This window comes from Candidatus Pantoea formicae (assembly GCF_011752625.1).
Lineage (GTDB): Bacteria > Pseudomonadota > Gammaproteobacteria > Enterobacterales > Enterobacteriaceae > Pantoea > Pantoea formicae.
The window spans coordinates 63,037-83,544 of sequence record NZ_VWXD01000009.1 but is presented as its reverse complement, the minus strand read 5'-3'; the positions used below and the strand labels follow the sequence as shown (position 1 = coordinate 83,544).

Annotated in this window: 20 protein-coding genes and 2 pseudogenes; 10 read left to right on the top strand and 12 right to left on the bottom strand. The window is 54.6% G+C overall.

All coding sequences use genetic code 11. The features are described from left to right. Positions 1-17 precede the first annotated feature (17 nt). The 3 genes from F3J38_RS21715 (at position 18) to F3J38_RS21705 (ending at position 1,530) form a co-directional block, all read left to right on the top strand. Positions 18-917, top strand: a complete 900-nt coding sequence (locus F3J38_RS21715; protein WP_167141886.1) for an Rpn family recombination-promoting nuclease/putative transposase — start codon at positions 18-20, stop codon at positions 915-917. Between the two features lie 22 nt (positions 918-939). Beyond that, positions 940-1,203 carry a hypothetical protein gene (locus tag F3J38_RS21710; protein WP_167141883.1) on the top strand — a complete coding sequence of 88 codons (264 nt, stop codon included), beginning with the start codon at positions 940-942 and terminating at the stop codon, positions 1,201-1,203. A 99-nt stretch (positions 1,204-1,302) separates the two neighbouring features. Then, positions 1,303-1,530 (top strand): hypothetical protein, encoded by a 228-nt coding sequence (locus F3J38_RS21705; RefSeq protein ID WP_167141880.1) that lies wholly within the window; start codon positions 1,303-1,305, stop codon positions 1,528-1,530. Between the two features lie 24 nt (positions 1,531-1,554). On the opposite strand, the gene F3J38_RS21700 is transcribed toward F3J38_RS21705, so the two are convergent. Beyond that, on the bottom strand, positions 1,555-1,800 hold the full coding sequence (locus F3J38_RS21700) for a DNA polymerase III subunit theta (RefSeq protein WP_167141877.1): 246 nt from the start codon (positions 1,798-1,800) through the stop codon (positions 1,555-1,557). Positions 1,801-1,854: 54 nt separating this feature from the next. Here F3J38_RS21700 and F3J38_RS21695 point away from each other — a divergent pair, with 54 nt between their 5' ends. Beyond that, complete coding sequence (locus tag F3J38_RS21695; protein ID WP_167141874.1) at positions 1,855-2,535, top strand: SOS response-associated peptidase family protein; 681 nt, start codon at positions 1,855-1,857, stop codon at positions 2,533-2,535. A 23-nt stretch (positions 2,536-2,558) separates the two neighbouring features. On the opposite strand, the gene F3J38_RS21690 is transcribed toward F3J38_RS21695, so the two are convergent. The 3 genes from F3J38_RS21690 to F3J38_RS21680 all read right to left on the bottom strand — a co-directional run bounded on the left by F3J38_RS21690 (position 2,559) and on the right by F3J38_RS21680 (position 4,218). After that, the gene (locus F3J38_RS21690) at positions 2,559-2,792 is read right to left on the bottom strand and encodes a hypothetical protein (RefSeq protein WP_167141872.1); all 234 of its coding nucleotides are present in this window, start codon (positions 2,790-2,792) and stop codon (positions 2,559-2,561) included. 228 nt (positions 2,793-3,020) lie between these two features. Next, complete coding sequence (locus F3J38_RS21685; RefSeq protein WP_034827997.1) at positions 3,021-3,383, bottom strand: hypothetical protein; 363 nt, start codon at positions 3,381-3,383, stop codon at positions 3,021-3,023. A 361-nt stretch (positions 3,384-3,744) separates the two neighbouring features. Next, complete coding sequence (locus F3J38_RS21680; protein WP_167141869.1) at positions 3,745-4,218, bottom strand: hypothetical protein; 474 nt, start codon at positions 4,216-4,218, stop codon at positions 3,745-3,747. Positions 4,219-4,806: 588 nt separating this feature from the next. Here F3J38_RS21680 and F3J38_RS21675 point away from each other — a divergent pair. Beyond that, positions 4,807-6,045, top strand: a pseudogene (locus F3J38_RS21675) (IS110 family RNA-guided transposase). 131 nt (positions 6,046-6,176) lie between these two features. Here F3J38_RS21675 and F3J38_RS21670 read toward each other — a convergent pair. The 4 genes from F3J38_RS21670 to F3J38_RS21655 all read right to left on the bottom strand — a co-directional run bounded on the left by F3J38_RS21670 (position 6,177) and on the right by F3J38_RS21655 (position 9,488). Beyond that, entirely contained in the window at positions 6,177-7,271 is a 1,095-nt protein-coding gene (locus F3J38_RS21670; RefSeq protein ID WP_167141866.1) for a flavin monoamine oxidase family protein, read from the bottom strand. Further along, on the bottom strand, positions 7,268-7,951 hold the full coding sequence (locus F3J38_RS21665) for a cupin domain-containing protein (RefSeq protein ID WP_167141863.1): 684 nt from the start codon (positions 7,949-7,951) through the stop codon (positions 7,268-7,270). Before F3J38_RS21665 ends, F3J38_RS21670 begins: the two co-directional genes overlap by 4 nt. A 40-nt stretch (positions 7,952-7,991) precedes the next feature. Next, a complete protein-coding gene (locus F3J38_RS21660) occupies positions 7,992-8,336 on the bottom strand; it encodes a carboxymuconolactone decarboxylase family protein (RefSeq protein ID WP_167141860.1) in 345 nt (114 codons plus the stop codon). Positions 8,337-8,576: 240 nt separating this feature from the next. Then, positions 8,577-9,488 carry a LysR substrate-binding domain-containing protein gene (locus F3J38_RS21655; protein ID WP_167142002.1) on the bottom strand — a complete coding sequence of 304 codons (912 nt, stop codon included), beginning with the start codon at positions 9,486-9,488 and terminating at the stop codon, positions 8,577-8,579. A 176-nt stretch (positions 9,489-9,664) separates the two neighbouring features. Between F3J38_RS21655 and F3J38_RS21650 the strand changes: the two genes are divergently transcribed. From F3J38_RS21650 to F3J38_RS21635, 4 genes are all read left to right on the top strand, one after another. Beyond that, positions 9,665-10,441, top strand: a complete 777-nt coding sequence (locus tag F3J38_RS21650; RefSeq protein ID WP_167141857.1) for an SDR family NAD(P)-dependent oxidoreductase — start codon at positions 9,665-9,667, stop codon at positions 10,439-10,441. Positions 10,442-10,486: 45 nt separating this feature from the next. Continuing rightward, a complete protein-coding gene (locus tag F3J38_RS21645) occupies positions 10,487-10,969 on the top strand; it encodes an OsmC family protein (RefSeq protein ID WP_167141853.1) in 483 nt (160 codons plus the stop codon). A gap of 281 nt (positions 10,970-11,250) precedes the next feature. Beyond that, positions 11,251-12,279, top strand: a complete 1,029-nt coding sequence (locus tag F3J38_RS21640) for a zinc-binding dehydrogenase (RefSeq protein WP_167141850.1) — start codon at positions 11,251-11,253, stop codon at positions 12,277-12,279. Positions 12,280-12,283: 4 nt separating this feature from the next. Further along, positions 12,284-13,489, top strand: a complete 1,206-nt coding sequence (locus tag F3J38_RS21635; protein WP_167141847.1) for an MFS transporter — start codon at positions 12,284-12,286, stop codon at positions 13,487-13,489. Positions 13,490-13,584: 95 nt separating this feature from the next. Here the strand turns inward: F3J38_RS21635 and F3J38_RS21630 are convergent, their stop codons facing one another. The 3 genes from F3J38_RS21630 to F3J38_RS21620 all read right to left on the bottom strand — a co-directional run bounded on the left by F3J38_RS21630 (position 13,585) and on the right by F3J38_RS21620 (position 16,751). After that, the gene (locus F3J38_RS21630) at positions 13,585-14,817 is read right to left on the bottom strand and encodes an IS110 family RNA-guided transposase (RefSeq protein WP_167141844.1); all 1,233 of its coding nucleotides are present in this window, start codon (positions 14,815-14,817) and stop codon (positions 13,585-13,587) included. A gap of 291 nt (positions 14,818-15,108) precedes the next feature. Then, positions 15,109-16,371, bottom strand: a complete 1,263-nt coding sequence (umuC, locus tag F3J38_RS21625) for a translesion error-prone DNA polymerase V subunit UmuC (RefSeq protein ID WP_167141841.1) — start codon at positions 16,369-16,371, stop codon at positions 15,109-15,111. Positions 16,372-16,373: 2 nt separating this feature from the next. After that, on the bottom strand, positions 16,374-16,751 hold the full coding sequence (locus F3J38_RS21620; RefSeq protein ID WP_167141838.1) for a S24 family peptidase: 378 nt from the start codon (positions 16,749-16,751) through the stop codon (positions 16,374-16,376). A gap of 675 nt (positions 16,752-17,426) precedes the next feature. On the opposite strand from F3J38_RS21620, the gene F3J38_RS21615 reads away from it, so the two are divergent. Then, a complete protein-coding gene (locus tag F3J38_RS21615) occupies positions 17,427-18,473 on the top strand; it encodes an FUSC family protein (protein ID WP_167141835.1) in 1,047 nt (348 codons plus the stop codon). A 496-nt stretch (positions 18,474-18,969) separates the two neighbouring features. Here F3J38_RS21615 and F3J38_RS28475 read toward each other — a convergent pair. Further along, positions 18,970-19,877 (bottom strand): annotated as a pseudogene (locus tag F3J38_RS28475) (sensor domain-containing diguanylate cyclase). Between the last annotated feature and the right edge of the window lie 631 nt (positions 19,878-20,508).

The following is a 20,508-nucleotide window of genomic DNA, read 5'->3' as shown; positions in this document are numbered from 1 at the left end:
CAAAAGATGGAAAATGCATGAAAAAACCTACACCGGTGCCTCACGACGCGACCTTCAAGGCTTTCCTGACGCATCCCGATACGGCCCGGGACTTTATCGAGCTGCACCTGCCGGCAGAGCTGCGCGCCGTCTGTGACCTGAGCACCCTGAAGCTGGAGTCCGGCAGCTTTGTGGAGGAAAACCTGCGCGCTTTCTACAGCGACGTGCTCTACAGCCTGAAGACCGCCGCCGGCGACGGCTACATCCACGTGCTGATCGAGCACCAGTCAACGCCCGACCGGCACATGGCGTTTCGCCTGATGCGCTACGCCGTGGCCGCCATGCAGCGCCACCTCGACGCCGGGCATAAAAAGCTGCCGCTGGTCATCCCGGTGCTGTTCTACACCGGGAAGCGCAGCCCGTATCCGTACTCCACCGACTGGCTGCAGGAGTTTGATGACCCGGCGCTGGCCGGCCGCCTTTACGGCGCGCCGTTCCCGCTGGTCGACGTCACGGTGATCCCGGACGATGAGATCATGAATCACCGCAGCATGGCCGCGCTGACCCTGCTGCAGAAGCACATCCACCGGCGCGACATGGCTGACCTGCTGGACCGGCTGGTCGCCACCCTGATGGCCGGTCACCTCACGGGACAGCAGCTGGTTTCGCTGATAAACTACCTCGTACAGGCGGGCGAAACCGACGACGCCGAAGCCTTCGTACGCAACCTGGCGCAGAGAGTGCCGCAGCATGAGGACGAACTGATGACGATTGCACAGCAGCTGGAGCAGAAGGGACTGGAGAAAGGACGTCAGGAAGGGCGTCAGGAAGGCAAAATGGAGGTCGCCCGCAACCTGCTGCAGAAAGGCATTCCGCTGGAATCGGTGAGAGAACTAACCGGGCTGTCGGATGACGACCTCGCAAAAATTCGCCACTGACTGAAAACAGGATAACGAAACCATGGCTAATGAGCTGACGGGATTACTGGACGGCGGCGCGCAACTGCTGTCGTCCTGGCTGCCCACTGGATTACGCACGGCGCTGGATGAGGGCGCTCATCTGATGACCTCGTGGTTTGAAACAAACCAGCTGACGGGGCTGACCGGCGTGATCCTGATAGCGGGGCTGTATATTACCGGGCTCGCAATGACTGGCATTATGCTGGGCTCGTTATCTTCATCACATCGGAAGTTAAAAGAGCCCCAGCCCGGGGCCCGGGCCTGAATTTACCCGGACGTTAACCTCCGTCATTCCGCACCTGTTTGTTCGCGTCATAAAAGGTTAAAATTCAGGCTCAAACGCGCATCCTTAAAGGCTGACACCATGTTAAAGCAGTCATCGGCAAAAAAATCTGAGGAATGGCTCCTTAAAGTCCTCGGCAGCTATGTGAATATCGGTTTAGCCGCCATGCTGTTCGCCGTGACGGGGCTGAGTACCCTTTTCTACTTTCTTGGCCGCGCAGACACGCACAGGGCGGTCTACCTCGTACTGTCCGGCGCGGTGGCGCTCCTGCTCCTTGTCGCCTGGCAGAGTAAGCGCTCGCGTCTCTGAAAAATACCGCACGGACGTTTACTTTCATTCTCCCTTTGGTTCTTTCTGATAGACCGGGTCGGTTCCCCGCGGGTACTGCAGGGCCAGATTGCGGTAATACTGGAGCCGTTCCATGAAGTATTCGCGCAGCTCCCGTGGCTGCTGCCTTTCAGCTTCGGCCGGGATAACGGGCAGATTAAGGCGCTCTCTGTACGCCACGCCTGAGGCGGCCAGATCCACGTTGACCTTCGCCCGTTCTTCCGGGATGCGTGCGGCTAAATACTGTGACATGTGAAATCCTCCTGAGGTCAGTATACCCGGCTCTCCTTACTGCAGGAGGTGACTATGTGCGGACGATTTGCGCAGTACAGCAGCCGTGATGAGTATTTTGATGCGCTCGGCCTGAAGCCGGACGAAATCACGTTCGACCCTGAGCCCATCGGCCGGTTTAACGTTGCGCCGGGCACGAAGGTGCTGCTCCTCAACGAGCAGGAAGACGTCCTGCGCCTCGACCCGGTTTTCTGGGGATACGGACCGGAATGGTGGGATAAGCAGCCGCTGATTAACGCACGCGGGGAAACAGCGGCCAGCGGCCGCATGTTTAAACCTCTGTGGAACCACGGCCGCGCCATCGTGCCCGCTGACGCCTGGTTCGAATGGAAGAAGGAAGATGATAAGAAGCAGCCGTTCTGCATTTATCATAAAGATAATCAGCCCCTGTTTTTTGCCGCGATCGGTAAACAGCCTTACGGAGAGGATCACGGCAAAGAGGGGTTTGTGATTGTGACGTCGGCCAGCAACAGGGGCATGGTCGACATTCACGACAGGCGCCCGCTGGTGCTTTCCCCTGACGCCGTCCGTGAGTGGCTTAGCCCGGAGACGACGCCCTCGCGGGCAGAAGAAATTGCCCATGACGCCGCCCTGCCGGAAAAGGCGTTTATCTGGCATCCGGTGAGCAGAAAGGTGGGAAACATTCACCATCAGGGCAGAGAGCTGATTGAGCCCGTCCGGGAAGGACAGGACTGACGGGCGTGATTTAGCGGGGAGCCTTATCCTGCTTCTTCATCCAGTTCGCCGCGCAACTGCTCAATGGCAAATATCAGCGAGGAGGGGCACTCTTCTCTTTTCTCGATCAGGGCGCCCAGCAGCCGCATCAGCTCGATGGCCAGCCGCTCACGGTTAATTTCTCCACCCTCGCTGGCAAGCTTCAGGCAGCACATGCCGGCCGCGAAGCAGGCATCGTGGTAAATATCCTGGTCAGTTTCATCTTCACTAGTTCTCATCAGCCCCCCCGCTGAAGTTGTATTCGATAACGAATGCATGCTGACAGTGAAACAGGTGTATCAGGACGGCCAGCCCGCTGCCTGAGAAGACTGAAAATCAGGTTACCATCGCCGCGGGCCGAGTGAGTACAAATTTCGTACAGTATGAGACTGCCACAGCTCCGGGATGAAGTTCTGGCCATGCCCCATCATCCGGGGCTGCAACATATGGAGCCGGATTTAATCAGGTTATTCAGTCGTATTAAACCGGGGCTCTCTGAGCACTTCACTGACTTCATCCAGCAGCTGCCGAAGGGCAATTTTTTCGGGAAGTTTGCCCATGGTTCTCCTGTTACATGACGTCCGGGCAGCCCTGTCGGCAAATGCCGTGAAGCGTTCATCTTGCCATACCTGACCAATCATCATCATATTAATGCCAATCTGGGCGCTGGCACTGGGGTCATACCCTTCTCCCGGGCTGAATATACTTTCCAGCGCTGGCCGCACGTCATCGTTCATGTGGCTAAAGTCCTGCTCACGATACCAGTCCACGGACCGCTTAATCATAATGAGCAAAACATCCTTAAACTCTGCTTCTTCGCTGTCGGTCATACACCCTCAGAGGTATTTATTTAAAATCCTCAGGCAGCAGTGCATGCTGGCCACAATCTTAAAAAAGCATAGTAGTACAGCCAGTCCTGGCTGGATATCGGATCTGATACCGGGTCAGGCGAGCAGTGCGCAGCATGCATCTGGATGCCGCGTCAGCGGCATGTAGGCGCCAGAAACAGTTAAGGAAGGCTCTTTGGCTGGGTATTTGCATTCACTTGATTACCCGTTTGCATTTTGCTTGACCATCGCCACCGATGCTGAGGGGAACATCGCATTGCGTGACCGGCAACTGTGTGCCATAAGACGTTACTAACCCCTTCATGATGGCTCGCCGGGCTCATCATTTGAATAAAGATTATTTTCAAACACGCTTTGGGCGTGTGGCAAAGAAGACCACCGCTGCGCCGATGGCGACAATGAGCGTATCTTCAATCAGCCCGCTCTTGGTCTGACTCATTTCACCCATAGCCTTTTTGCGTGCCGCAAGCGTGGCATAGGCAAGTGGCACAGCGGTAGAAATAGCGATCGCTGCCCCGGTTTTTTCTTCTCCACCGGGTGCCAGCGCGGCACCTGCAATCCCTGCACTGGCCACGCGTGCTGACAAGCCCAAAAACACAGTGCGGTCTGGCGCGGACTTCATCTTGTCACCAAAAAGTTCACCCGCACCCATTACTAACGCACCATATTTGAACAGGGGACGATCCAGCAGGATAAGTCTGCCTGATGTGTCGCGTCCGGCAATACGTGCTGCAGCGAGAGCCGCCATTGGTGTCATAGAACGGCAACTGGCGACAAGGCCAATTAAGGCTGAATAGACAAATTCCGTTATTTTCATCGGGTGTCTTCCGGATAAAAAGAATTTCTACAGCCGCTGCGCGTCTGACTCATTCTGAAAAATGAAAATGCTGACGACGGCGCGGCATCCTGAGCAAATGATCGCTGTAATAGTCAGTATAGATGAACGGATTGAGACAGCAGAAATGGTGGAAACAGAAAGCGTAAGGATGAGGACCGCACTTAATTTCCGACTCAAATCTTAGCGATAATTACCTTGGGGTATGGCCGTCGAGACGAAAGGCTGCGTTTTTACACGATTAACTAGCATTATTTTATGTCGGGCAAAATTGATGCCGAAGATCCGCTTTCGCTCACAGCGGGCATTAGCTGTTGTGGATGTCTGCTGTGTGCCAGATATAGTCATTCGAACCCTGAGGATTACACTTTTAAGTGATTCAGGGTATGCGCTTACTGGTTACGAATATTGTGCCAGAATCATGTGATCTGATGATTGCCGCTTTGCTTTCGAGCCAGTAAGTGCTCCACGTTCGCTAACGAATACTCAGGGCATGCAGATAAACTGCTGACTATATTTCTTTCGAAGGGCGTGGAATGCATACCAATCCCCGTTTAAAAGGAGTTGGTGATGACTGCTATAGCTCAGTTTGCTGCTCATGTTGGTCTGGATTGGGCGGATAAAAAGCACGATGTCTGCGTTCAGTTTAAAAACGGTGAGCGCACATTCCATGTGATTAACCATACGCCGGAAGCGCTTGATACCTGGCTCAATGAGTTGCACCATTAGGTCAAAGGCAGGATCGCTATCGCCCTTGAACTGAAGAAAGGCCCGGTAGTATATGCTCTCCAAAAGTACCCCTTTATTACTGTCTTTCCTGTACACGCGTTATCATTGGCCCGCTATCGGCAGACCTTCTGGCCAAGTGGTGCGAAGGATGATCCTCAGGATGCCGAGTTGGCGTTAGATCTGATGCTACGCTATCCCCAAAAGATAAAAGCCATCGAACCCGACAATGCTGATATCCGTTTACTTCTACAACTAGTCGAGCAGCGTAGGCTGCTGGTAGAAGACAAATGCCGCTTTGTTAATCGGCTCATTAACACGCTTAAGCAGTATTATCCTCAACCCCTGGAATGGTTCTCGCATCGGGACAGTTCATTGTTCTGTGAGCTCATAATTCGCTGGCCAAGCCTGCAACAGCTCAAACGTGCCCGGAGTAATACCGTCCGTCATTTTATGAACGCAAGAGGTGGTCCCGCTGTTGCGTATACAGAACAGCGGGTTACAAGCATTGCCAACGCGATTCCCCTGACCACTGATAAAAGTGTCATCGAGGCGAACGCGCTAATGGCAACAGCTCTTGCATCACAAATCAAACTTGTAGGTGAATTTATCAGAACCTACGACGAACGAATCGAATCGTTATTCGATACGCTTCCGGATGCAGAGCTGTTCAAATCACTACCGGGCATGGGGCCGTGTATGGGCCCACGTATGCTTGCCGCACTGGGTGATAACCGCGACCGTTTCAGCAGCGCTGAGGAAATTCAAAACTACGCAGGTATTGCTCCGGTGACTGAGCGAATTGGCCAGAAATCCTGGGTTCACTGGCGATGGCAGTGTGCAAAGTTCGTCAGGCAAACCTTTGTCGAATGGGCTGCCAAAACGGTTAACTCATCATACTGGGCCAAGCTGTATTATCAGGGGATGCGAGAAAAAGGAAAATCTCATCAATCAGCGATCCGGGCTCTGGCATTCAAATGGATAAGGATTATTTACCGCTGCTGGAAGACCAGAACCCGTTATGACGAAGCGAAATATTTGCTGGCACTGGAAGCGCGAAAATCGCCTTTACTAATGCCGTAGAAAGCTTGTCGAATGTCTCAGGGCGTGAAGCGGACGTTCCAGAAGCCAGCTCCTTTTCAATCCAGCGGGATCATTATTTTTTTTTAACACCCTATTTCTGGCTCGAAAGGCCACGAACCATTCTCACAGGATTAATTCTGTTGTAGCCAGCACTGAACCCCCATTGTTGCAGACTCAATGGCACCTGCCAGATAGCCTGAGAACTGCGGCGACCATTCACTGGCGATACCTGTTATCACACCAGACCATTCTTCACTGGCGGGAAGTTGCTCAGGCATTATGTGTCCGGCTTCCTGCAGCAGATCAAATTCCGTTGCAGTAAACGGATCCGCCGCCCAGTCTTTAATATACTCAGCTTCGGGCTCTGCCGCATCCTGGCCAAATAAGCGTACCAGCTGCTCCCGGCAAAGGTTTTTGAGAGCAGCTTCGCTGACAGTCCATCTCGATTTTGCCGGTACGCCAATAAAACCAAAAATCGCCGTTTTACCCGAGTCTGGCTCGGATACGTCGTGGATCTCTGCCATTGGCCCCACGCGGCTCCCTGCATGCCCTGAAAGCTGTCGTGCATGCAATAAGTCCGTTTTATATACAGCGACATATTTCGCATGAGGGGCCATCCATGTCGGGGTTTTCCGCCAGCCTGACAGCACCTGTTCCGGCATTGCCGGATTGAATTCTATTTTCGCTGCCAGGGCAGGAGGCAGAGCGAGGAATACATGCTCACCGTTAAACACGGTTTTTTTACTGCCTTCGGCCCTGGTATGGACCTGCACTTCTTTGCCAGCCCGGGAAATCGCCACCACCTGATGGCCGGTTTTAATCTTCTCAGCCGGGATCTGACTTTTAAGTGCCGCCGTCAGCGCGTGCATTCCTCCCTTCAGCCTGAAAGACGCCGGGGAGCTCTCCCATGCCGGGTAGCGTTCGGGGGGCGAAGTCAGCTGGCGTTCGTAAAGCATGTCACCCGGACGGCCATGCGCGATGACCGAAAGCTCAAGCCGCTCGATAAGTTGGGCGAAGTCCGGCTGAATATCGGGCCAGAACCACGCTGCCCCCATGTCTGCATGAATGCCTGCGGAGGTGCCCGCCAGTTCCGGGCCTGACAGCACGCGGCCGCCAGTTCTGTCACGGGCTTCAAGGATCACATAATCAACACCCGCTTTTTCAAGCAGCGTGGCGGCATAAAGGCCGCTTATGCCCGCACCAATGATCACTACGCTCTGCTTCATAATGTCGCTCCGGTCAGGGTGGCAGGGCTGAGATGTCCCGTTTTCAGATAAAAAAGTGCGCCAGAGGCGGTAGCCATCAGGGCAGGCATATCACCCGGCGGAAACCGCAGCCAGCTTCCTGCCTCATAGCAGCCCTCCGGCGCCCCGAGTTGCCCTTTCAGAAGAAGAAGTTCTGCTCCGCCAGCAAGTGGCTCACAAAAGATCCGCTCGCCCGGAGCCAGCTTCTGAAGCACCACGGTTTCCTGCGTGCCGGAGAATAAAGGGCAGATTTGTCTTTGCGGCTGACCGTGCCAGTTAGCTGCCTCCCGGGTATTTATCCTGACCGGCTGGCGTTCTTCGGCAGACATCTGGCGCAGCTTGACGAAAATGGTTGTGCCGTCGCGGCTTGAGGGTTGGTGAGAAGAACCGTCCGGGCTGCGCAGGTACCAGCCGGCAGGGTGGTCGACACCATTTTCGGTAAACGTCCCCGCGAGTACCAGAATCTCCTCGCCGCCGGGATGGCTGTGTGCGGGAAATTCGGAGCCGGGCGCATACCTGACGAGGCTGGTTGCGCGGGCCTGCTCGTGACCAATCCGGTCGAGCATCACGCGCTCTACACCGGCCTGGGGAGAAGGTATCCACTGATAATTATCCGGGGTGACGATCGCACGCTGCGAAAAATCAGAGTTTAGTAACATCATAGTCAGTGATCAGACGGCCCTGCGGGGACCGTCTGAAGGCCTATTTGTTTGGCAGGTTATCGTAAACATCCAGAGCACGCGCGGTATACGTCAGCGCGGCGCCAGTGTTCAGGTTAATGGCAACGGCCAGCGCTTCGGCGATCTCTTCACGCGTGGCACCGTGCTTAACCGCAGCGTCCACGTGTACGGCCAGGCAACCGTCACAGCGGGTGGTTACGGCCACGGCCAGTGCAATCAGTTCATGGGTTTTGGGATCGAGATGCTTGTTTTCAGATGCACCCTTATCCATCTGCTGAAAACCTTTCATAAACTCTGGCTGCAGTCTGGCAAATTTACCGATGGTGGAGAGCAGACCATTGCGATATTCGTTCCAGTTCAAGAACATTCAAAACTCCGGTTTATTTTCTCAAAGATCGTTAGTTACATGACGCCGTAAATACATCCGTTTTAAAAAACGGCCGGTATTCACTGCCGTTGAGAGCGATTATCGGTAAGCCTGACAGCTTCAACAAATCAGATAATCTTGCGGAGCAGAGAAGAAATTCTATGTCGTAGCGCGTCGTGGAATAAGCATTATGCGCCCGGATAACCGCCGGGGCGGCGTAATACCTGAGGCGGCAGTTTATTAATGGTCTGAGACGACATCCTGAAGAAGCCAGTCGTGGAAAACTTTTACTTCATCGCGCATGACTTTTTGCTGCGGGGTGACCAGATAATAGGACCATGTGAGTGGCCACCGGTAGTCGGGATGCAGCTGGACCAGTTGCCCGGTTTCGATAAGGTTTTTCACCAGAGCATACCGGACAATAGCTACTCCCCTGCCGCTCAGGGCTGACAGGATCACTGCTGAGGTGGAGTTAATATGCAGTCCGCTTTCCAGCGCTTCGGGTGCACCGACCGCCATAAGGACATCATTCCATGACGGAAAATCCGCCCCGGGATGCGGCGTGTCATCGTGTATGAGTTTTTGCGTGGCGAGCCATTCACTGCAGGCCATTTTCCCGGGCGGCATCAGGCGCGGACTGCATACCAGCACGGCTTCTTCATCCATCAGCCAGGTTTTATTCACGCCTGACCAGTCACCCTGTCCGCAGCGAATACCGATATCCGCCTCGCCATGCGACACGTCCATCAGCTTTTCCGTGACGTTAAGCCGCAGATCGATATTCTCATACGTTTCCGAAAAGCGGTTCAGGCGATCCATCAGCCAGTTCATCACCAGCACCTGCGATGCCGTCACCACCACCACCGAGCGCGATCGGCGCCCGCGAAGCTTGTTTAATCCGGTTTCGAGTCTGTCGAGCCCCTGAGTGATGTCCTGCAACGCTTCCTGCGCTTCGCCGACCAGCGTCAGCCGCTCTTTTCCTGAGCGGGTGCGGTGAAGAAGCGGGTGTCCGACCCAGTCTTCCAGCGAGCGTACCAGCTGGCCTACTGCGGCAGGCGTTACGCCCAGCTCCTGTGCCGCGCCGGTAAAGCTGCCGTGTCTGGCTGTGGCTTCAAAAGCGTGCAGCCATTTGAGCCGGTTTAGCGATCGCATGGTGGTCATCCTGATTCATTATTTTCCTCAGTATACGTTAGCGAAAAAGATTTTCTTTCCTGAGTCGCAATTTCTTCTCAGTCGTCAATCAGAGAGCCGGGTGGCATTCTGATCCCACACGATGAGGAGCTCGGCTTTTCATCAATGACAACCCTATGAATTAAATGAGGTTAGTGATGAACGCATCTTTTGCCGGTAAAAAACTGTTAGTGGTCGGCGGTACAAGCGGTATGGGCTTCGAAACGGCGAAGCTGGTCCTGAAGAACGGCGGCAGCGTTGTGCTGGTTGGTAATCGTCAGGACAAAGCCGAGCAGGCCCGTCAGGCGCTCGCTGCAGATGGTCAGGTTGCCATCATCGTTGCCGACCTGATGAAAGAAGAAGGTATGCAGCACGTGGTGAACACCATTAACGCCGAACACAAAGATATCAGCCTGCTGGTCAATGCGGCTGGCGTATTCTTCCCGAAACCGTTCACCGAACATGAAGCGTCAGACTATGACATGTACATGAACATTAATCGCGCGACGTTCTTTATCACCCGTGACGTGGTGCGCAATATGGTCGAAGCCGGTATCAAAGGCTCTGTTGTTAATATCGGCTCCATGTGGGCGCAGCAGGCCATCGGTGCCACTCCGTCTTCAGCTTATTCAATGGCAAAAGCGGGTCTGCATGCGCTGACGAAAAACCTGGCCATTGAACTCGGTGAAAAGGGGATCCGCGTGAATGCGGTTTCTCCGGCCGTTGTTCACACACCGATTTACGAAGGCTTTATTCCTAAAGACGACGTGAAAGGCGTAATGAACAGCTTTGACAGCTTCCACCCGATCGGCCGCGTAGGTACCCCGGCGGATATCGCGGAAACCGTTGCTTTCCTGCTTTCTGACAAGACTGGCTGGGTCACCGGCGCTGTCTGGGATATTGATGGCGGCGTCATGGCTGGCCGTAACGCCTGATGACTATGCCGCACGCGCTTGCCCGCGTGCGGCACCGGAGGGATTATGCAAATCCAGACCGCGCATTATGACCTTGTTACCTCGTGGCAGGGAGGCATGGCCAGCCGGACGCATTGCCGGTCCTTTTCCGCAGACAACGCTGCCTCTGTCCCGCAAAGTCATGTTATCGATTCCGATGAACCGGTTTTGCTGGGTGGCGGAGGGCTGTCTCCTGACCCCCGGGAGCTGATGCTCGCTGCGTTTAATGCCTGCATGATGGCCACCTTTATTCAGGAAGTCAGGGCTGAAGGTCTCGCCCTCACACAGCTTGAAATACACACTGACGGCCGTCTTCCGGAGGGTATACCTGCAACCGGTGACAGGGCGGCAGAGAATGCGTCCGGCAGGCTTCAGTATGTCATCTGTGTAAGCGGTGACGGCACAGTGCATCAGTTTGAAGGGATCCATCAGAGGGTGATTAATTTCTCTCTGAATCGCGGATTACTGGCCCGGAACATGCTAATCGAAGGCGACTTAATACTGAGCTGACGCGGCTGGATTGTTCCGCTCAACATGAAGAGCTGATATGACCACGCCAGGGTAACTCTCTGGCAGGATGAAGGGCCAGCTGACGCCGATCTTCTCAACGCGATAAAGGCCCGTCGGCCCGGCGAAGAACTGACAGGGATTGGCCTGATATCACCTGAGAAAAGCCTGTCTGGCGAAAAAGAAACTGTGGAAGCAGTTGTCGCTGTCGCCACCTGTAACAGGGGATCCCGTTCTTTCTTCGCCCCTGCAATCTGATAACCCCTGATTTTCCGGTGTAATTTATGAATAAAAAATATCGTGCTATGCAGATTGTTGCTCCCGGGGTGCTGCAAATGACAGAGCGGCCCCTGCCCGCTCCCGGCCCGGATGAGGTGCTCATCAGGATTGAAGCGTGCGGCGTATGCGGTGCCGATCTCCGGGACGCTGAAAAAGCACCACAGGAGGGTCAGCCCGGCCGCATTCCGGGACACGAAATCGTCGGGTTTATTGCCGGGAAGGGGAACAGGGTGCCCGATATATGGCAAACCGGTCAGCGGGCAGGCGTCGGGCGTCTGGGGGGGTATTGTCAGGACTGCAAGTCATGTCGCAGCGGGCTTTTTCATCTCTGTGAAAACCAGCTGACACCGGGCCTCAGCTGCGATGGCGGCTACGCAGAGTACGTTGTCATACGATATACCGCGCTGATAGCCATTCCCTCAGCGCTCTCTTCCGTGCATGCCGCCCCGATCCTTTGCGCCGGGACCGCGACCTTCAACGCACTGCGCGATTCAGGTGCCAGAGCGGGCGACAGAGTGGCGATTCTCGGGATGGGGGGACTTGGCCATATGGCCGTCCAGTACGCCCGTAAAATGGGTTTTGAAGTGACGATGGTTGCACGCGGTAGCGAAAAAGAACGAGCTGCTCTTGAGCTGGGCGCACATCATTACATCGACACACTCAAAGAAAATGCATCAGAACGCCTGAAAAATGATGGCGGTGTGGATTTTATCGTGGCAACGGCACCGGCTTCAGAAACGGTATCAGCCCTTCTGTCCGCTCTGGCCCCCAGAGGAAAAGCTGTCCTGCTGGGTACCGGACAAACTCCGCTGCAGGTCATGCCTGGGATAATGATCGGCGCTGAACGTGCCCTGACAGGATCCTTCGTCAGCACACCGGCGCAAACCGAGCGCGCGCTGCAGTTCAGCCACCTCTTTCAGACTTTACCCGTTACCGAACAGCTGCCCTTTGAGCGTGCAAATGAGGCTCTCAACAAAATCAAAATGGGTCAGGCCCGCTACCGGATAGTGCTCACCATGAGTCAGGATAATTAATCACATGCCCGCAGAACATTTCCTGCCTTTAGCTGAGCAGAAAAATAATATTATTCGTCTGTCGGCCGCTCAGGCTCTCGCCGGTGCTAACTCGGTGGTCTTCTACGCCACGGGTGCCATTGTCGGCAACGCTATCGCCCCCAGCGGCGCGCTGGCAACGTTGCCCATCACCATGTTTGTTACAGGGATGGCGGCCTGCATCCTGCCATTTGGTTCACTGGCGCGGAAAAAGGGACGTAAAGCCGCATTTATGGCCGGCACCGGAGCGGGCGTTATTACCGGCCTGACTGCAGCCCTCGCCGTCATCGCCGGCTCATTCCTGCTGTTCTGCATTGCTGCATTTCTGGGTGGTGCCTATGCGGCCGTAGCGCTCAGCTTTCGTTTTGCCGCCACGGATGGCGTCACGCCCGAACGCCGTGCCCGGGCTTTATCGCTGGTTATGGGGGGCGGAGTGATTGCTGGCGTGGTTGGCCCCATGCTGGTTTCAGGAACGATGCATCTCTGGCCGCCACATACCTTCGCCGTCACGTTTCTTGCGCAGGCTCTCGTGGCCGTTATTTCGGCATTCATACTCAAAGGCGTGAAAACCACAGAACCTGCCGGTGCGATAAGAACGGGTGGACGGCCTTTACGCGAAATTGCCAGCCAGCCAGGGTTTGCGCGAACCGTATTTAGTGGTGCGGTAACTTATATGGTGATGAACTTCCTGATGACGGCAGCACCACTCTCGATGCACATGCACGGCATTTCCCAGCAGGCATCCAATCTCGGCATCCAGTGGCATGTTATTGCCATGTACGGTCCGGGTTTTTTCACCGGCAAGTTAATCAGCCGCTTTGGGGCCATGCGTATCGCCGCTGCGGGTCTGCTTATCACTGCATGCTCTGTCCTGGCCGGACTCAGTGGGACCGATATTTTCCACTACTGGCTGTCGCTGATTTTGCTGGGTCTGGGCTGGAATTTTGGTTTCACTGGCGCATCGGCGAAAATCATTGAATATCACCGTCCCGAAGAGAAAACCCAGGTTCAGTCCCTGAATGATTTTGTGGTGTTTGGAGTGATGATCGTCGGGTCCTTTACTTCAGGTGCTCTGCTCAGCCTCTACGGCTGGAATGCCGTACTGTGGGGGTCTCTTGTTCCCATCGGGCTTGCCTTTTTAGGTATTATTAAGGAGTTACGGACAAGAAAGCAGGATAAACTTAGCTTCTGAGGCAGTTGATTTTGGGCATACCTGTCGATGCCCTCAGCCCCACGATCTAATAAACGTCCGCTTCACGCCCTGAGACATTCGACAAGCTTTTATGGCTACAGTAAGGGCGAGTGTCGCGCTTCAAGAGCCAGCAAATACTTTGCTTCATCGTACTGGGTTCTGGTCTTCCAGCAGCGGTAAATGATCCTTATCCATTTGAAGGCAAGAGCCCGGATTGCAGACTGGTGAGATTTTCCTCTTTCTCGCAGTCCCTGATAATACAGCCTGGCCCAGTATGATGAGTTAACCGTTTTTGCAGCCCATTCAACAAAGGTCTGCCTGACGAACTGGGCACACTGCCATCTCCAGTGAACCCAGGATTTCTGTCCACTTCTTTCTGTCACCGGTGCAATACCTGCGTAGTTTTGAATTTCTTCAGCGCTGTTAAACCGGTCACGGTTATCACCAAGTGCAGCAAGCATACGTGGGGCCATACACGGCCCCATGCCCGGAAGCGATTTGAACAGAGTTGCATCTGGCAATGTGTCAAACAGCGTTTCGATTCGTTCGTCATAGGTTTTGATGATTTCACTCACGACTTTAATTTGTGTCGCCAGTGCTGTTGCCATCAAAGCATTAGCCTCTATAACACTCGGGTCTGTCGTCAATGGGATCGCGTTATCAATACTCACCACACGCTGCTCGGTAAGGGCCATTGCGCGGCCACCTTTGGCATTGAGAAAGTTGCGGATCGTCTCGCGCCTGGCTCGTTTCAGTTGTTGCAGACTGGGCCACCGTATAATCAGTTTAAACAACAGTAAGCTACCCCGATGTGAGAACCATTCCAGTGGCTGAGGATAATACTGTTTAAGCGTGTTGATTATCCGGTTCACAAAACGTCGTTTATCTTCAACCAGCTGACGACGTTGCTCAACCAGTTGCTGGAGTAACCGGATATCCGAATTGTCGGGTTCAATAGCTTTTATTTTCTGGGGGTAACGCAACATTAACTCTAATGCCAACTCGGCATCCTGCGGATCATCTTTAGCGCCGCTAGGCGAGAAGGCTTGACGGTAACGAGCCAGGGACAAAGCGTGGACGGGGAAAACGGTGATAAAGGGATATTTTTGAAGTGCATATACCACGGGACCTTTCTTCAGTTCGAGAGCTACTGCGATTCTGCCTTTAAACTTCTGGTGTAACTCAGTAAGCCAAGCATCAAGCGCTTCTGCAGTAGGTTCAATCACATGGAACACGCGTTCACCGTTTTTGAACTGAACGCAGACATCGTGTTTTTTATCTGCCCAGTCCAGACCAACATGTGCAGCAAACTGATTTATCGCAGTCATCACCAACTCCTTTTCACCGGGGATTGGTATGCATTCCACGCTCTTCGAAAGAAATATAGCCAGCAGTTTATCTGCATGCCCTGAGTATTCGTTAGCGAACGTGGAGCACCTACTGGTTCGAAAGAAAAGCGGCGATCATCACATGATTCTCGCTCAATATTCGTAACCAGTAAGCGCATACCCTGAATCACTTCAAAGTGTAATTCTCAGGGTGCGAATGACTATATTTCGCTCATAGCGGACCTTAGTCTGCCGTTGCAAGAATACATGACGTCTGGCTGTCATCGGGTATTATTTAATAACCGGGATATCGCGCAGTCGCGTGGTGTACCGTGGAGACAGCATTTCCCGCTTCATCTGCCAGCTGCTGTCCTGAGCCCCCTGGCCCGCAAACCACACCTTTCCCCGGCCCGAACGGTTGATGCCGTCCAGCGCCGCCATCAGTGCGTCAGCGTTGGCGCGCGGCAGCTGCTCGCTGAACATGTCGAACTGCGCCACGCCAGAGTGATAAAAATCACCCAGCATGACGCCGGCCTTCGCGTACCGGTAGCCGTCACGCCAGATAGTACCCAGACCCCGCAGCGCGGAATCAATGATGTCACGGGTGTCGTTCGTCGGATAGTCGCAGATGCACGATGCGGAGTTCGAGTACCGCGTCCCTTCCCCGTGACGGCCCGTGGCGATAGAGACGCTGATGTGCCGGCAGCGGGCGTCCTGCTCCCTGAGCTTTTCCGCCGCGCGCGTGGCGTAAAGCACCACCGCCTGCTGCATGTCCGCCAGATGCGTGACGCGCTGCCCGAAGGAGCGCGAGTTCACTATCTGCTGCTTCGGCGGTGGTGCGTCCTCAAGCGCGAGGCAGGACTCTCCGTTCAGCTCGCGCGCGGTGCGCTCGGTGATGACGTTAAAGTTCTTTCGTATCATGCTGGCGTTGCTGACTGCCAGCTGCAGAGCCGTGGTGATGCCCAGCTGGTTCATGCGCACGCTGATGCGCCGCCCGATGCCCCAGACGTCGCTGACGTCAGTCAGCTGCAGCAGCTTCCGCTGCCGGCTCCGTTCGGACAAATCCACCACGCCGTTTGTCTTAGTCCACTTCTTGGCCGCGTGGTTGGCGAGCTTGGCCAGCGTCTTGGTCGGCCCGAAGCCCACGCCGATAATCAGCCCCGTTTCCTGCCGGATGCGCGCACGCATCTGCTGGCCGAACGACTCCAGCGGGATCAGGCTGCCAATCCCGGTCACGTCCAGAAAGCTCTCATCAATGGAATAGACTTCCTGCCCGGCCGCCATCTCTCCCAGTATGGCCATCATGCGTGCCGACATGTCACCGTACAGCTCGTAGTTGGAGCTGAACACGTGCACGCCGTTCTCGCGGAAGAAACGCTCGTTCTGAAACAGCGGGGCGGCCATTTTAATGCCCATGCGCTTCGCCTCTGCCGAGCGCGCAATCACGCACCCGTCATTGTTAGAGACGACGACGATGGGCCTGCCGCGCAGGTCGGGCCGGAACACGGTTTCGCAGGAGGCATAAAAGTTGTTGGCATCCGCCAGGGCAAACATGGTCACGCTCCGGCGGGTCCGCTGAATCCCAGCCCGGCCACGTCGGTGAGGGCATAGGCCACCACGCCCCAGACCGGCAGCGGCTGGCTCACGTCGATCAGCGTGACGGTTTCATCCGCATCCGGCGCCTGCAGGGCGGGAACGGGGTTGAGCAGCAGGCGCCGCAGCGTCAGCTCGCCTTCCACCTCGGCAACAATGAGCTGGCCATGCGTCGCGGCCAGCGCCCGGTCGATGGCCAGCACTGAACCTTTCACGATGCCGGCGTCAGGAAAATCGCTGTCGCTGCGCATCAGATAGGTGGAATGAGGGGAGAGGCTGACGAGGTCACCCAGGTTCAGGCGCGTCTCTCTGTAATTCTGGGCCGGGCTCTGAAAGGTCATAGACAGTCTCCGTTCTGACAGCAGGTAAGCGCGGTGAAACAAACGGGTTTGACTGGCTTCAGTGTCGCGGGGGCATATCACATGCGCGCGCCCTGCAGTATTTTACGCGCCCGATTATCCACAGTCGCCAGGGATGGGCTGCCGGCCGCCTGAGCAGCGTCTGCCACTGCGAGGCGGCAGCCGGCCAGTCATGCGCCATCTCCGCTCTGACGGCGGGCTGACTCAGCTTCTGATAATAATTCATACGTGCTCCTGACAGCGCCTGTGTACAACGCGTACAGGCCGGATGACATCTCTGATATCAGTATAAGCCGCTATCCTTACAGCCGCAGCGGGAGCTCACCATGTGTGGAAGATTTGCGCAGTACAGCAGCCGTGGTGAGTATTTTGACGCGTTGTGCCTGACATAGGACGAAATTCCGTTCGACCGGAGCCCACAGGCTGGTTCGACGCCGCGCCAGGGACGCGTTTGCTGCTCCTCATCAGGAGCAGGCCAGAAATGCTGAACCGGATTAAGGCCCAGGTAAAGCTTCCCGTTCTGGCTCTTAAAACCAATTATTTTAAAAGCTGATCAACAGGATTTTAAAGGAGAACAAACAGTGTTATCAACGAAGGCCGCAGCCGGATTTCTCATTTTTAGTCATTATTCAGCCCTGTTTGTGTACGGGAGATCTCATGCCATCTGAACCGGGTATCCGACACGATCTTACGCTGGGGCTCTACTGCCTGCCCGCCATCATCGTTATCAGCGTTGCAGGCTATTTGACCAATCATATTGCCGCAGCCAGTATCGCAACAGGTGGCGCGATTACCCTTGCTTTCGGAGCAAACAAAACTTGGGGAGGATCATCACTGTCATTGCTCGCAACCACTGTGGCGGGTCTTATTTTTTCTGCCTGGCTGGGTAGTCTGACTGGAGATATATTTTCCCTGTATGTGGCCGGTGCACTGCTTTACACCGGCTTGTATGTGGTGATGGCTAACATCGATGTCAGTGCATGGTGGATGCTGCAGCAGTGGACAATGACTTACCTCGTGTCGGGCAGCTTTGCCGGAACCCTGGAGCATGCCCTCCTGCGTGCCGGTCTTGTCGGTGCAGGCGGAATACTACAGATGATAATTCTGGTAATAATCTTCCAGCGACGAAAATTTCAGCTTCGCGATTTCAGCCCGGGCACGTGGAAACGTTTTTTAATGCATTTTCTTGTTAAGTACAAACATCGTGTCCATCTGCAATGGTCAGTCATATGCGGCATGCTGGGGATGGCTGGGGCGCTGTCGGCAGTTCATCTGCTAAACCTGACTAATGGCTACTGGGCCGGTATGACGCTGCTCATCTGCCTGCGAAATAATTACCGGGATACGTTATCAAGGGTGCAGGCACGTGTGCTTGGTACTCTGACAGGCTGCATTACGGCAGCTGGCCTTATCGATTATTACAGCAGTTCGTTATTCATAATGGCTGGCTTTATTATCACCGGGTTTGCTGCCTTCACCTTCTCTTATTCAATGATAAATCGCTCGTACAGCCTCTTCAGCTTTCTCATCACCACAATGGTGGTTTTCATGATCTCAGGATTCGGTATTCCTCAGACAGGGATTGCCATTCACCGGTTTGAGTCGACCGCCCTGGGAGGGGCAACGGCTATTCTGGCGATCGTACTTACCCGGATGGCCACACGGGAACAGATTCTTAAGGTCAGCCGCTCAGGGCCCGGATGATTTTCAGCATTACGGATATCTGTTGTAAGACCGGCAGGTTTGTAATCACCGAATATCGGGCAGGCTCATTTTACAAGTCAGTCGTCTTCAATCCCTGAAAATCCGACATAAAGATGAAAGCGGGAGTCTTTTTTAATTTTTTTTAAAATTTCCCGTGTCGTGCCTGAGCCATTTTCTGAAAACGGCTCAGGCCAGAAGGCGTTACGTGATGATAATTTTTCCTTTTAACTCCAAATCCTGAGCATAATCGCTGGCTGCCTGCCTAAAAAAATCAGTAATGCTGCTACTCTGTATTCCTGTTTTGAAGAGCGCAGGCAACGGTACTGCTCTCATAACTTGGCCATCTGTTATAACGAAAACCGTGGCAGCCCCCTGTTCGGCAGGACCTTTATGGGCAGGCTTCGTTTTAAAAGACCGGATAGTGTGCACAGCGCATAAAAATATACCCCGCAGTCATTACATATCAGAAATACTCATCAGACGCTTTGCCGCTGGATCAAAGCAGGCAGATACCCTTGAGTCCGGCGACGCAGTTTCTTCCGGCCTTTTTTGCAATATAAAGCGCGCCGTCTGCGGCAAGCTTGAGTGACTCAGGCGTATCGCCGGGGACTGAGGTGCCTATTCCGGCGCTGACGGTCACCACCTTTTCAGAAAGTTCACTGGCATCGTGCCTGAGAGACTCTCTGCTGACCGCCTCAACCACTCTCTGTGCTACCTTCTGCGCCTGTCTGTCATCCGTTCCGGGCAATATGATGGCGAACTCCTCCCCCCATAGCGGGTTACTCTGTCGCTACTTCGTAAAGGCATACATTGCAAAACCGTTGCCACAATTTGAAGGCAGCGGTCACCGGCAACATGGCCATATGTGTCGTTGTAGCGCTTGAAGTAGTCCACGTCGAGCATAATCAGAGACACCGGGCCGAGCCCGTCGGACAGCGCTTTCGCAAGATAAAAATCAAACTGACGGCGGTTACCCAGACCGGTCAGACCGTCAATCATGGCCAGGTCGCTCAGGGTCTTGTTAAGCCGCGTCAGGTCATCCTGAGTATTCAGCAGCGTCTGCTGACTGAGACGCCGGGAGCGCAGCTGGCGAAGAACCAGAAATCCGAATAACAGAACCAGGAGCCAGGTAAGCACATTAACAGCAACGCCCTTAACATTATTCTTCCACCATGCCATCCGGAGGGCGCTGGTTTCATAACCTACGGCCACGACGAGCGGGTATCGTTCCAGCCGGGCATAGCCGAAAAGTCGCTCCCGCCCATCAAGCCGGCTGTTCCAGACGGCACTTCCGATACGGGACTGCCTGAGGAAAGTCGTGAAGATCGGGCTGGCGGATAAGCTGCTGTTGATCACCGATTCGGGAAATGGCCGGGCGTACAGCAGTACTCCCTCCATGTTCATCAGCGCAAGCAGATCACCAGGACTCAGTTCGTACCAGTTGTAAAACTGGCGAAAGAAGTCGACCTTAACGGTGCCGAGCACCACGCCCGCAAAATTTCCCCTGATATCATTCAGACGACGGGAAACCGGAATGACAAGTTCTCCTGTGACGGTGCGGATGACCCTGCCAATGTGTATGCCGGAACCGTCATGGTCACGGTGCCAGATAACCAATGAGCGGTCAGCATCACTGATGGCGGAATGAGGAGCGGGGCGGGAGCTCGCTATGGTTTTACCAGAAGGATCGTAGACGGTGAGGGTAGCGATCTGAGGAAGAGGGGTGGAAAGCCCGGACAGGATGCCGTGAGAGCCATTATAAAGTCGCGGTCGCCTGAAAATATCCATCGTCTGACGGTCAACTTCATCAAGTGCAATATTCACCTGCAGAAAGGTGTCCTGTGCCTGCCGGGACATCGAAAGCGCCTGATTTCTGGCCTGAACAGAAGTGTCTATCAGCCGCTCCTTCCAAGAATCTGACAGCGCCCAGAGAAACGCGACAGCAATGAACAGTGTGATAAAGAGCAGAATAAAAAATACAAACCTGTCCGTTTTAACCCGTTGTGTTGAGAGCAAGGACTGTCTCCGGTGGGCA